The sequence below is a fragment of the Leisingera sp. ANG-M1 genome (genome assembly GCF_000813745.1).
Classification (GTDB): Bacteria; Pseudomonadota; Alphaproteobacteria; order Rhodobacterales; family Rhodobacteraceae; genus Leisingera.
The window spans coordinates 296,144-309,162 of the sequence record NZ_JWLC01000008.1 but is presented as its reverse complement, the minus strand read 5'-3'; the positions used below and the strand labels follow the sequence as shown (position 1 = coordinate 309,162).

Annotated in this window: 10 protein-coding genes; 6 read left to right on the top strand and 4 right to left on the bottom strand. The window is 62.3% G+C overall.

The annotated features are described in order from the left end of the window. Nucleotides 1–7 precede the first annotated feature (7 nt). A complete protein-coding gene (locus RA19_RS08225) occupies nt 8–631 on the bottom strand; it encodes a helix-turn-helix domain-containing protein (protein WP_039161420.1) in 624 nt (207 codons plus the stop codon). Nucleotides 632–695: 64 nt separating this feature from the next. Between RA19_RS08225 and RA19_RS08220 the strand changes: the two genes are divergently transcribed. The 4 genes from RA19_RS08220 (at nt 696) to RA19_RS08205 (ending at nt 5,985) form a co-directional block, all read left to right on the top strand. Continuing rightward, nucleotides 696–2,201 (top strand): class I adenylate-forming enzyme family protein, encoded by a 1,506-nt coding sequence (locus RA19_RS08220; protein ID WP_039161419.1) that lies wholly within the window; start codon nt 696–698, stop codon nt 2,199–2,201. A gap of 5 nt (nt 2,202–2,206) precedes the next feature. After that, on the top strand, nt 2,207–2,863 hold the full coding sequence (locus RA19_RS08215; RefSeq protein ID WP_039161416.1) for a DsbA family oxidoreductase: 657 nt from the start codon (nt 2,207–2,209) through the stop codon (nt 2,861–2,863). A 152-nt stretch (nt 2,864–3,015) separates the two neighbouring features. Further along, nucleotides 3,016–4,251 (top strand): multidrug effflux MFS transporter, encoded by a 1,236-nt coding sequence (locus RA19_RS08210; RefSeq protein WP_082020487.1) that lies wholly within the window; start codon nt 3,016–3,018, stop codon nt 4,249–4,251. Nucleotides 4,252–4,311: 60 nt separating this feature from the next. After that, nucleotides 4,312–5,985 (top strand): tetratricopeptide repeat protein, encoded by a 1,674-nt coding sequence (locus RA19_RS08205; protein WP_039161412.1) that lies wholly within the window; start codon nt 4,312–4,314, stop codon nt 5,983–5,985. 58 nt (nt 5,986–6,043) lie between these two features. On the opposite strand, the gene mfd is transcribed toward RA19_RS08205, so the two are convergent. Both mfd and RA19_RS08195 read right to left on the bottom strand, forming a co-directional pair. Next, entirely contained in the window at nt 6,044–9,496 is a 3,453-nt protein-coding gene (gene mfd, locus RA19_RS08200) for a transcription-repair coupling factor (RefSeq protein WP_039161410.1), read from the bottom strand. A gap of 44 nt (nt 9,497–9,540) precedes the next feature. Then, nucleotides 9,541–10,062: a hypothetical protein gene (locus RA19_RS08195; RefSeq protein WP_039161408.1), complete on the bottom strand. Its 522-nt coding sequence runs from the start codon at nt 10,060–10,062 to the stop codon at nt 9,541–9,543. Nucleotides 10,063–10,245: 183 nt separating this feature from the next. Between RA19_RS08195 and hemB the strand changes: the two genes are divergently transcribed. Further along, complete coding sequence (gene hemB, locus RA19_RS08190; protein WP_039161406.1) at nt 10,246–11,244, top strand: porphobilinogen synthase; 999 nt, start codon at nt 10,246–10,248, stop codon at nt 11,242–11,244. Nucleotides 11,245–11,395: 151 nt separating this feature from the next. After that, on the top strand, nt 11,396–11,971 hold the full coding sequence (locus RA19_RS08185; protein WP_039161404.1) for a lipid-binding SYLF domain-containing protein: 576 nt from the start codon (nt 11,396–11,398) through the stop codon (nt 11,969–11,971). 112 nt (nt 11,972–12,083) lie between these two features. On the opposite strand, the gene RA19_RS08180 is transcribed toward RA19_RS08185, so the two are convergent. After that, nucleotides 12,084–12,974 carry an NAD(P)-dependent oxidoreductase gene (locus RA19_RS08180; protein ID WP_039161402.1) on the bottom strand — a complete coding sequence of 297 codons (891 nt, stop codon included), beginning with the start codon at nt 12,972–12,974 and terminating at the stop codon, nt 12,084–12,086. Between the last annotated feature and the right edge of the window lie 45 nt (nt 12,975–13,019).

Below are 13,019 nucleotides of genomic sequence, written 5' to 3'. Positions count from 1 at the left end.
CGGGAGGTCAGGCCAGGGACGTCACCCAGAGGATCATCGCATCCTCGGGGCTGACCGAGATGACGTTGTGCCCCATGGCAGCGTCATAATAGGCGCTGTCGCCGCGGCGCATTTCAATCGGTTCGTAGAATTCGGTGTAAAGCTTGACCACACCAGTCAGCACATAGAGGAATTCTTCGCCGTCGTGGCGCACCCAGCCGTCAAACTCTTCCATTGACCGCGCCCGCACCCTTGCCCGGTAAGGCAGCATCTGCTTGCGCGACAGACCATCGGCCAGCAGCTCGTGCTCATAGGTCGCGGTGGCATGGGCAGAACCGTCGCCGGACTTGGTCACTGTCATCCGGCCGTTCACCTGGTCCCGCTGCGGCGGGGTAAACAGCTGCGGCACAGAGATCTGCAAGCCCTCGGCCAGCTTCTTCAACGCCTCGTAAGTCGGTGACATCTGGCCGTTTTCGATTTTCGACAGGGTCGAGCGTGCCAGTCCCGCCTGGTTGGCGGCATGTTCCAGCGTCCAGTCGCGGGCTTTGCGCAGCTCACGCACGCGGGCGCCCAGGTCCAAAGGTTCTGCGTCGTCTTCGCCGCCGTTTGCGCGGGCGATGGTGATCAGGGATTTCGGGTCACGGCCAGTCATAGTGCCTCTATAAGCCGCGCCCGCGCCGCTTGCAACGCAGGACGGTGCGGGCTAGCCATTTGCCATGAAGTCGATTTTTGATCAGGGGGCCTTTGCGCCCTGCCCCGCACCCTTCAATCTTGCCGCCCATGTGCTGCGCCATGCCGCGCGCCTTGGCAGCAAAACCGCGCTTTCGGTACTAGAGAAGGAAAGCTGCGAGGATTGGAGCTATGCCCGTCTCGAAGCTGCCGTCCGCGGCACCGGAACAGGGCTGCTGCAGGCGGGGCTGAAACCCGGGGACATTGTGCTGATGCGGCTCGGAAACACGGTGGAGTTTCCCATTGCCTACCTCGGCGCCATTGCCGCCGGGCTGGTGCCGGTGCCGACGTCCGCGCAGCTGACAGAGCTGGAAACCGCCCGGATGATTGCTGATCTGAACCCGGCTGCGGTGCTGCGCGATCCTGAAGTGTCTTGTGCGAGTCACCCGCTGCAGATCACCACTGACGATCTAATGGAGATGCACGGGCTACCCCCATGTGAGTACGCCATGGGAGATCCGGAACGGCTGGCCTATGTGGTCTATACATCCGGGACAAGCGGAAATCCGCGCGCGGTGGCGCATGCGCACCGGGCGGTCTGGGCGCGGCAGATGATGGTCGATGGCTGGTACGGTCTGACTGCGGATGACCGGCTGCTGCACGCGGGTGCTTTCAATTGGACCTACACGCTCGGGACCGGGCTGATGGATCCTTGGGCGGCGGGCGCCACGGCGCTGATCCCTGTGCCTGGCACGCCGCCGGAAGACCTGCCGGACCTGCTGCGCCGGCATCGCGCAACAATCTTTGCGGCAGCCCCCGGCGTCTACCGCAAGTTCCTGCGCAGCACCCCGCTGGATCTGCCGGATCTGCGGCACGGGCTTTGCGCAGGTGAAAAGCTCTCTTCCCATTTGCATCGGGCCTGGGAGGCCGCCACGTCCTGCGGATTATACGAGGCCTTCGGCATGTCGGAATGCTCAACTTTCATCTCCTCTGCCCCGGCGAACCCGGCGCAGGACGGTGCATTGGGACAGCCCCAGACAGGCCGCAAGGTTGCCATCCTGGGCCCAAACGGACCTGTTCCAATGGGCCATGAGGGCACTATTGCCGTTCACCAGGCCGATCCCGGGCTGATGCTGGGCTACCTGAACGCACCAGAAGAAACCGCTGCCCGCTACCAGGGAGACTGGTTCCTGACCGGCGATCAGGGGGCAATGACGCAAGACGGGCAGATCCGCTATCTGGGCCGCAGCGATGACATGATGAACGCTGGCGGCTACCGGGTATCGCCGATCGAGGTCGAAACCGCGCTTTCCGCCCATCCCGGCATCACCCAAGCCGGCGCAGCAGCCGTTGAAGTGAAGGCAGACACCTATATCATCGCTGCCTTCTACACCGGTCCCGAAGAGTTGAACGCGGCAGAACTTGAGGCCTTTGCATCCGAACGCCTGGCCCGCTACAAGCAGCCGCGCGCCTATGTCCATCTCGACGCCCTGCCCATGGGCGGCAATGGCAAACTCTTGCGCCGTGCCCTGCCCGCCCTGTTCAAAGGATGACACCAATGACCACCGTCAAGCTCGACATCCTGTCGGACCCGATCTGCCCTTGGTGCTACATCGGCAAGACCCATCTGGACAAGGCGCTGGCCGAAGTTCCGGATCATCCCTTTGTTATCGAGTGGCATCCGTTCCAGCTGAACCCGGACATGCCGCGCGAAGGCATGGACCGGCGCGAGTATCTGGAGCGTAAGTTCGGCGGCAAGGAAGGCGCGGTGAAGGCCTATGCCCCAGTGGTCGAACACGCTGAAAAAGCAGGCCTCACAATCAACTTCGAGGCCATGAAGCGCACTCCCAACACCCTGGATGCGCACCGGCTGATCCATTGGGCTGGCATCGAAGGCAAGCAGACCGAAGTGGTGGATGCTCTGTTCCAGGCCTATTTTGTCGATGCCAAAGACATCGGGGACCATGCGGTTCTGACAGAGATTGCCAAGGATGCAGGTCTTGACGCTGACGCTACAGCCCGTTTGCTGGAGGGCGACAGCGATGTGGAGACCATCCGCGACCGCGACGCCCACTCCCGCAAGATGGGCGTGAGCTCGGTGCCGACTTTCATCGTTGCGAACCAGCACGCGGTGCCAGGCGCCCAGCCGCCGGAGCTGTGGAAACAGGTGATCGAAGACATCCTGCAGCAGCTGAAGGCCGCCGAGGCAGAATAGGCGCAGGCAAATTACTTAGCATCGCAACAATGCACACATCTCTGTGCAGCCGGGCGCTGGCCCGGCTGACGAAATCGTGATAGCGGAAGCAAACGGCGCCCAGACCGGCCCCGCTTCCGGGGGACCGCCTGCAGTGCCGCTAGAGGTTCCAAATGTCACAACCCCAGGCCCAAACTTCGGCCCATGGCATGGCCAAGGCTGAATTCATTGCGCTGATCGCAATGATGTTTGCCACCATTGCCCTGTCTATCGACGCCATGCTGCCCGCCCTGCCGGAAATCGGTCAATCGCTGAGCCCGGACAACATCAACCGCGCGCAGCTTGTGCTGACCTCCTTTGTTCTCGGCATGGGGCTTGGCACTTTCTTCACCGGCCCGCTGTCGGATGCCTTCGGCCGCAAGCCCGTTGTCGCCGCAGGCTGTGTTCTTTACGTCCTGTCCGCCGTAACCGCCTGGCTGTCGCCCTCGCTGGAAGTGCTGCTGATCTCCCGAGTGCTAATGGGGATTGGTGCCGCCGGCCCGCGGATAGTCGGGGTTGCTGTAGTCCGCGATCTTTACTCGGGCCGCGAAATGGCGCGGCTGATGTCGATTGCCATGATGATTTTCATGATCGTCCCGGCCATTGCCCCGTTGATGGGGGCCGGCATCATTGCAATCTCCAGCTGGCGCGTCATTTTCCTGTCGTTTGCCTTGTTTGCCACGGTCATTGTCCTGTGGACCAGCTTCCGCCTGCCGGAAACGCTGGCCGTGGAAGACCGCCGCCCCCTCCGCACGCCTCTGATGATGGCTGCGGTCAAAGAGATGATGGCGCATCCCACCGTCCGCTTGTCGATCTTCGTGCAGACGCTTTGCCTTGGCATGCTGTTCACCATGCTGACCATGGTGCAGCCGGTCTATGACATCATCTTCGGCCGCGCAGAAAGCTTCCCCTTCTGGTTCGGGCTTGTCGCTCTGATCTCCGGCACCGCCAGTTTGCTGAACGCCGCCATCGTGGTCCGCATCGGCATGCGCCGCATCGTCACTGTGTCACTTGCTGCGCAGATCGTGATCACTGGCGGCATGCTGCTGGTCAGCGGCGGCAGCCTGCCGGATCCGTGGATGTTCGGCCTCTTTGTTGGCTGGCAAGCCAGCGTTTTTTTCATGGTTGGCACCACAGTCGGCAACCTGAACGCCATGGCAATGGAGCCGATGGGCCATATCGCCGGCATGGCGGCCTCAGTGATCGGCGCGATCTCTACCGTGCTGGCCGCCGCCATTGCCGCGCCTGTGGGGCTGCTGTTCGACGGCTCGCTGGTACCGCTGGCCGCGGGTCTGCTGATCATGGCCTGCATCGCCTTCCTGCTGATGCTGCAGATGGCCAAGGCTGAGGCGCGGCTGCCTGCCGAATAACCGCCTTGCCCGGCACTGGCTGCACTCATAACCTCTCCAAGACATTGGGGAGGTTTTTTCATGGCATACGATTACGATCTCGGCAGTTATTCCTGCCCGGTGACAACCGCCTCGCCTGAGGCCCAGCTCTGGTTCGACCGCGGTTTGATCTGGACCTACGGCTATAACCACGAAGAAGCCATCAAGTGCTTCCAGAAAGCGCTGGAGCACGACCCGGACTGCGCCATGGCCCACTGGGGCGTGGCCTACGCAGCCGGCCCCAATTACAATCTGCCCTGGGCCTTGCGCGATGACCGCAGCCGCGCCAAGGCGCTGGCCGAAGCCTATGACGCCGCCCAAACGGCACTGGCCTGCTCGGGCAGCTGCACGGACCCTGAACAACAGCTGATCCAGGCGCTTCAGGCCCGCTACCCCCAGCGCGAAGCGGTGGAGGACATGCATGCCTGGGACTATGCCTTTGCCGATGCCATGCGCGCCGCATTTGCCGCCTGCCCGGACCATTTGGACCTGCGCACCGTCTATGCAGAGAGCCTGTTGAACCTCACGCCCTGGCAGATGTGGGATCTGAAGTCCGGCCGGCCGGCCGACGGCGCTGCGACACTGGAGGCGCAGGAAACCTTAGAGTGGGCGATGGAGAACGCGCGCGGTGCCATGCAGCACCCCGGCCTGCTGCACCTCTACGTGCATTTGATGGAGATGTCGCCCACGCCGGAAAAAGCCCTGAAGGCAGCGGATGTCCTGCGCACATTGGTGTCGGACGCGGGTCATCTGGTGCATATGCCCACCCATATCGACGTGCTCTGCGGCGATTACCACAGCGTGGTGCATTGGAACCAGAAGGCAATCGAGGCTGACCTGAAGTATTACCGGCGCGAGGGTGCCTTCAACATCTACACCGGCTACCGCCAGCACAATTACCACTTCGTCATCTTTGGCGCGATGTTCCTGGGCCAGATCGAACCGGCCTTGCGCGCCAATCAGGGCATTCTGGATACCACCCCGGAGGATATGCTGCGCATCGAAAGCCCGCCGATGGCCGACTATTTTGAAAGCTACATGGCAATGCATCCGCATATCCTGGTGCGCTTCGGCCGCTGGGAGGAAGCCATGGCGCTTGAGCTGCCCGCGGATCCGGATCTGTTCCGAACGCTCACCGCCAACACCCATTACGCGCGCGCCATCGCCTTTGCCGCAACCGGCCAAGTGGCGGAGGCGGAAACTGAGGAACAGCTGTTCCTGGCAGCCAAAGCCCGGGTTCCGGACAGCCGCCTGATGCACAACAACCGTGTGGTGGACCTGCTGGAGATCGCAACGGAAATGCTGCGCGGCGAGATCGCGTACCGAAAAGCCAACTATGACGCCGCCTTTGCCCATCTGTGCCGGTCGGCGGAGCTGGATGACAATCTGCCCTATGATGAACCCTGGGGCTGGATGCAACCCACCCGCCACGCACTGGGTGCCCTGCTGTTTGAGCAAGGCCGCATCACGGAAGCCGAGGCCGCATACCGCGCCGATCTGGGCCTGGACGGCTCTCTGCCGCGTGCTTCCGTGCACCCAGACAACATCTGGAGCCTGAAAGGCCTGCATGACTGTCTTAAGGCCCGCGGCGAAACCGTTGAAATCAAACACATCGAACAGAAACTGGATCTTGCGCTCGCCCGCGCTGACCGTGCCGTAGGCGCCTCCTGCTTCTGTGCCCAGGCCGCTATGAACCCGAACAGCAGCTGTTCTTAATCAAATTTCTTCAGAAAGAAATTTGCCAAGGAAATTCGAATCTCCGTGGCGTCCAGGATCAGGCCTTGGCTTTCTTCTTTTCGGCGACGACCTTCTCCGCCAGGTCGCGAGCGATGGCAAAGGCGCCCTTGATCTTGTCGCTGTCCTTCTTCCAGTCCCGGCGCACAACGATTTTGTTGTCTTTCACCTTGGCCAACCCATTCTGGCCCTGGATGAACTCCACCAGCCCCTGCGGTGAGGCGAATTTATCGTTGTGGAACTGGATCGTCGCGCCCTTCGGCCCGCCATCCATCTTGGCAATGCCTGCGCGCTTGCACATCGCCTTGATCCGAACCACCAGCATTAGTGTGTTGACCTCTTTCGGAAGCTTGCCGAAGCGGTCGATCAGCTCGGCAGCGAAACCTTCCAGCTCAACCTTGGTCGATAGCGACGACAGGCGGCGGTACAGCCCAAGGCGCACATCCAGGTCCGGAACGTAATCCTCGGGGATCAGCACCGGCACGCCGAGATTGATCTGCGGCGCCCATTGGTCATCGGACTCCGAGAGCCCCTCCATCTCGCCAGCCTTGATCTTGGCAATCGCCTCTTCCAGCATCGACTGGTAAAGCTCATAGCCGACATCGCGCATCTGGCCGGATTGTTCCTCACCCAACAGGTTGCCCGCGCCCCGGATATCAAGGTCTTGCGAGGCCAAAGTAAAGCCGGCCCCCAGCGTATCAAGCGACCCCAGCACCCGCAGCCGCTTCTCTGCCGCGGGCGTCAGCCGCTGACGCGGCTTGGTGGTGAGGTAGGCATAAGCCCGGGTCTTGGAACGTCCCACCCGGCCGCGGATCTGATAAAGCTGCGACAGGCCGAACATATCGGCCCGGTGCACCACCATGGTGTTGGCAGTCGGAATGTCCAGACCGCTTTCGACAATCGTCGTCGCCAGCAGCACATCATACTTACCGTCATAGAAAGCATTCATCCGGTCGTCGAGTTCGCCAGCCGCCATCTGCCCATGCGCCACCACATAGGTAAGCTCGGGCAGCTGCGCCTTCAGGAACTCCTCGACATCCGGCAGATCAGTGATCCGCGGCACCACGTAAAAGCTCTGACCGCCGCGGTAATGCTCGCGCAAAAGCGCTTCGCGGATGGTGACGGTATCAAATTCGCTCACATAGGTGCGGATTGCCAGACGATCGACTGGCGGGGTGCCGATGATCGACAGGTCCCGGACGCCGGTCAGCGACAGCTGCAGCGTGCGCGGGATCGGCGTTGCTGTCAGTGTCAGCACATGAATATCGCTACGCAGCTGTTTCAGGCGCTCCTTATGCGCAACACCGAAATGCTGCTCCTCGTCGATGATCAGAAGGCCCAGGTTCTGGAACTTGATGTTCTTGGCCAGCACCGCATGGGTGCCGACGACAATATCGACGGTGCCCTTGGCCAGCCCATCACGGGTTTGGCTGGCTTCTTTCGACGTAACAAACCGCGACAACTGCCTGACGACCAAGGGAAACCCGCGGAACCGATCGGCAAAGGACGCCGCATGCTGGCGCGCCAGCAGCGTGGTCGGCGCCACCACCGCCACCTGCAGCCCGGACATGGCGGCGACAAAGGCCGCGCGCATCGCAACCTCGGTTTTGCCAAAGCCCACATCGCCGCAAACCAGCCGGTCCATCGGCAAGCCGGAGTGCAAGTCCTCCATCACGTCTTCAATAGCGCGCAGCTGGTCGTCGGTCTCCTGATAGGGGAAGCGGGCGGAAAACTCCTCCCAGGCATGCGGCGGCGGATCCATCACCGGCGCCTTGCGCAGGGCGCGCTCGGCGGCGATGCGGATCAGCTTGTCCGCCATCTCGCGAATGCGTTCCTTGAGCTTGGCCTTCTTGGCCTGCCAGGCGCCGCCGCCGAGGCGGTCCAGAAGCCCCTCGTCATGGCCGTATTTGGACAGCAGTTCGATGTTTTCGACCGGCAGGTACAGCTTGGCAGCTTCAGCGTATTCCAGCAGGATGCATTCATGGGCGGCGCCCGCGGCGGTCACCACTTCCAAGCCTTTGAAGCGGCCGATGCCGTGGTCCACATGCACCACCAGGTCACCCGGGCTGAGCGACTGGGTCTCGGTCAGGAAGTTCTCGGCCTTGCGGCGTTTCTTCGGCGCCCTGATCAGCCGGTCGCCCAGCACGTCCTGCTCGGAAATCACCGTCATGTCCGGCGCTTCGAAGCCATGCTCCAGAGCCCAGACCGCCAGATGCAAGCCGGATTTGCCGATGCGTGTGCCATCCATCACGGGGATCGCCTCGGCCAGTCCTTCGTCCTCAATCAGCCCCGACAGACGCTCGCGCGCGCCTTCGGAATAGGAGGCGATCAGAACCGGTCCCTCCTGCATCCGCGTCTTTATATGCGCCGCCAAGGAGCCGAAAAGGCTGATGTTTTCCTGCTGACGCTCCGGCGCGAAGTTGCGCCCGATCCGCCCGCCGGCATCCACTGTGCCCGGCCCCGAGGCCTGCGGCAGCGGATGCAGTTGAACCACGCGGTGCTCAGCGGTGGACGCCTCCCAAGCCGCATCATCAAGATAGAGCAGCCCCGGCGGTGTCGGCTTGTAGACCGTGTCGATCCGCCCCTTCTGCTCCATCGCGTGCTTTCGGGTCTCGTATTGATCTTCGATGGTGTCCCATCGCGCCAGCCGCGCGGGAGTCACCTGATCATCCAGCGTCACCGTGGCCTGCGGCAGATAGTCGAACAGGGTTTCCAGCTTCTCGTGGAAGAACGGCAGCCAGTGCTCGATCCCCTGATGCTTGCGCCCCGCGCTCACCGCCTCATACAGAGGATCATCGGTGCCAGCCGCGCCAAATTCGATCCGGTAATTCTGCCGGAAGCGGGTAATCGCGGCCTCATCCAGGATTACTTCCGAGACCGGCGCCAGCTCCACCACCTCCAGCTTTTCGGTGGTGCGCTGCGAGACCGGGTCAAAGCGTCGCGCGCCGTCCAGCACATCGCCGAACAGATCCAGCCGAACAGGCCCGCTTTCGCCCGGCGGGAAGATATCGATGATACCGCCGCGGACCGCGTAATCCCCCGGCTCCATCACCGTGGGGCTTTGGGTAAAGCCCATGCGCACCAGGAACTTACGCAGGGCATCTTCATCCACGCGCTGATCGACACGGGCGGTAAAGGCCGCCTCGCGCAGCACCTCGCGCGCGGGCACCCGCTGAGCGGCTGCATTCAATGTTGTCAGCAACACAAACTGCTTTGGCATCTGATGCACCAGAGCCGCCAGCGCAGCCATCCGCGCAGCCGAGATATCCGCGTTCGGCGACACCCGGTCATAAGGAAGGCAGTCCCAGCCAGGGAAAACAAACACCGGCATCTCAGGCGCAAAGAAGGCAAGGGCCGCCCGCATCGCCTCCATCCGCTTGTCGTCGCGCGCCACATGCAGCACCGGCGCGCCGGATTTTTGCACTTCCTTCAGGATCAGCCGGGCGTCGAACCCTTCGGGCGCGCCGCCCATGGTGATTGCACGCTGTGCCATGCGTTATCCTTTTCCAGGAACTTCCCTGATGCGCTGACCGCCCGTCAAAACGCCCCGATCGTCAGGTTTTGATACATGCCCCAGAAGGCGGTGACCACAATCGAAATCACCCCGACAAACTGGACATAGAGGCGGCAGAATGCCAGCCGCTTCCGCAACGCTTTCCCTGTTGCCTGTTCAGCATGGATCCGGCGGGCGGTCAGGAAACTGATCACTCCGACAACGGCCATCGGGAACGCCAGCAGAAACACCGCCTGGGCGATTTCCAGAAGAAACACAAACCCAAGGGTCGCCAGCGCCGATAGCGCAAAACAGCTCAGCGCCACCAGCCACGGGCCCGACACCTCGGAGATATAGAGCAGCCGGTTCACATTGACCCGGGCAACATCCTCCAGATCGCGCTCTGCCTGGCCGCCTTTGCGCTGTGCCCGGTGCACCATGTCGTAAGGCACGCCCAGAATCCAATGGCTGGCCGTCGACCAAAGCACTGCCAGCGAAATCCAGTACCAAAGATTGGAGAATGACCGCAGCTCAATCATCTCATAGATAATCTGAAGCAGATCCACGCCAGCCCCCTCTTGAGCCCGCGGGTCGGCGGGCCGGAAATTTCTCAACCGGCCCTATATCCACCGGCAGACGCGCGCAGGCAAGCCTGCACTGCGCATAAGTTTTCCGGCGCGGCGAATGTGCCCCTTGTTCCCAGGCCCGCTTCCATGCCACCCATGGGCAAACCTGAACGAGAGACCGCCATGAAGCCCACCGTTGCGCCCTTTCCTGCCGCCCGCCTCCGCCGCACCCGTTCCAGCCAAGCCATCCGCGGCCTGGTGCGGGAAAACACGCTGACCCCGCAAGATTTCATCTGGCCGGTCTTTGTCCGCGACGGTGAAGGCATGGAAGAGCCTGTTTCCTCGATGCCCGGCGTGGTGCGCCGAACTGTCGACAAGATCGCCGAGGCCGCAGTCGAAGCCCAGGCGCTTGGCATCCCGGCGATCTGCCTGTTTCCCTATACCGATGCGTCTCTCAAAACCGAAGACTGCGCCGAAGCCTGGAACCCGGAGAACCTGACCAACCGCGCCATCCGCGCCATCAAGAACGCGGCACCGGATATTGCGGTGATGACCGACGTGGCGCTGGATCCTTACAACATCAACGGCCATGACGGCTATGTCGTGGATGGCGAGATCGTCAACGACGCTACCGTCGAGGCGCTGGTCAAGATGACCCTGGCCCAGGCTGAGGCGGGCGCCGACATTATCGGCCCCTCCGACATGATGGACGGCCGCGTCGGCGCCATGCGCAGCGCGCTGGAAAAAGCGGGCCACCACAATGTGGCGATCCTGTCCTACTCTGCCAAATATGCCTCGGCCTATTACGGCCCGTTCCGCGATGCGGTCGGAGCCTCGGGCGCACTGAAAGGCGACAAGCAGACCTACCAGATGGACCCGGGCAACAGCGACGAGGCGCTGCGGCTGATCGAGCGCGACCTGCAGGAAGGCGCCGACATGGTAATGGTCAAGCCCGGCATCGCCTATCTGGACATCTGCCAGCGGGTAAAATCCGCCTTTGGCGTGCCGACCTACGCCTACCAGGTCTCCGGTGAATACGCGATGATCCAAGCAGCGGCGCAGAACGGCTGGATCGACGGCGAAAAAGTGATGATGGAAAGCCTGATGGCGTTTAAGCGCGCAGGCTGCAACGGCGTCCTGACCTATTTCGCCCCCGCCGCAGCCAAGCTGCTGAACGGCTGATCCGGCAGCTCCCGGCGCACGAGAATTCACGTCAGCGGGAAGCCGCCGCTATCTGCCTGTCTGCGGATGACAGGCAGCGGGTTTCCGCGTATACAAGGGCGCAGAGCCGGAGCAACCGGCCCAAGAGAAATTCATCACAGGCACCTGAGAAATGAGCAGTTTTTCCTCTTCAAAAATGACCCGCCGCGGGTTCGCTCTGGCGGCACTGGCCGGGGCGGGCGTCACCGCCGCCTGCGGCAATGGCGTCGGCAACAGCAACGCCGCGAAGATCGACGCCCGCGTCGACGCCACGCTGAACCAGATGTACAGCCGCTACCCCAACACCCGCACTTTGGCGGACAAGGCCACAGGCATGCTGGTTATGCCGCTGGTCACCGAGGCCGGTTTCGTCTTCGGCGGCGCTTATGGCCGCGGCGCACTGCGCATCAATGACGTCACCGTTGACTACTACTCCACAGTCAAAGGCAACGCAGGCCTGCAGATCGGCGCCCAGCAATATGCCCATGTGCTGTTCTTCATGACCGAAGACGCGCTGGCAGGTTTCCGCCGCTCAACAGGCTGGGCAGCAGGCGCCGACGTGGAATATGTCATCAAAGACGAAGGCAACGCACTGAGCGCCGACACCAATACGCTGACCTCGCCGATCCTGGCCGTTGTCTTCGGCCAGGCCGGCCTGCGGGTCGGCGCCACCTTGGAAGGCTCCAAATACACCCGCATCATCCCCTGACCCCGGTCAGGGGCAGGAGCAGGAGCAGGAGCAGCAGATATGCTGCTTCTTTCTGGTTCAAAATACCTCTGTCGGAGGCATGGCCTTTCCAAATGGAAAGGCCATTTCCATTTCAGCTATCCGAAGACAGCGCATCCATTGCGCGCAGGCGCTTGAACAGCGACGATGTATCCCAGCGCCCGCCGCCCATTTTCTGCACGTCCTTGTAATACTGATCTATCAGCGCCGTCACCGGCAAGGTCGCCCCGTTGCGGTTGGCCTCATCCATGCAGATGCCCAGATCCTTGCGCATCCAATCCACCGCAAAACCGTGATCGAAATGGTCCTCCAGCATGGTCTCATGGCGGTTCACCATCTGCCAGCTTCCCGCAGCCCCCTGGCTGATCACCTCAACCACGGCGCGCCCATCCAGACCTGCCTTCTCAGCGAAATGCAGCGCCTCGCTCAAGGCCTGCACCAGACCGCCAATGGCAATCTGGTTGCACATCTTGGTCAGCTGGCCAGCGCCGCTTTCGCCAATGCGGCGGCAGATCTTGGAATACACATCAATCACCGGCTCAGCCCTTGCATAGGCGCCCTCATCGCCGCCGCACATCACCGACAGCACACCGTTCTCGGCCCCGGCCTGGCCACCGGAGATCGGCGCGTCGACAAAAAACACACCCTTTTCGGCCGCAACCCCATGCAGCTCGCGGGTCACGATTTCCGAAACTGTGGTGTGATCGACAAACACCGCCCCCTCAGCCATCCCGGCAAACGCGCCGTCCGCCCCCAGGCAGACTGAGCGCAGATCGTCATCATTGCCGACACAGGCCATCACAAATTCCGCGCCCGCAGCTGCAGCCCGCGGCGTAGCGGCGTAGCGGCCTCCGTGTTCTCCGGTCCAAGTCTTGGCCTTGGCCTCGGTGCGGTTGTAGACGGTGACCTCATGTCCAGCCGCCTGCAGGTGGCCGGCCATCGGATAGCCCATGACACCCAGCCCCAAAAACGCGATTTTTGCCATTTGCTTTTCCCTTGATCTCTCTTCGCATATGTTGGCGCCGACCCT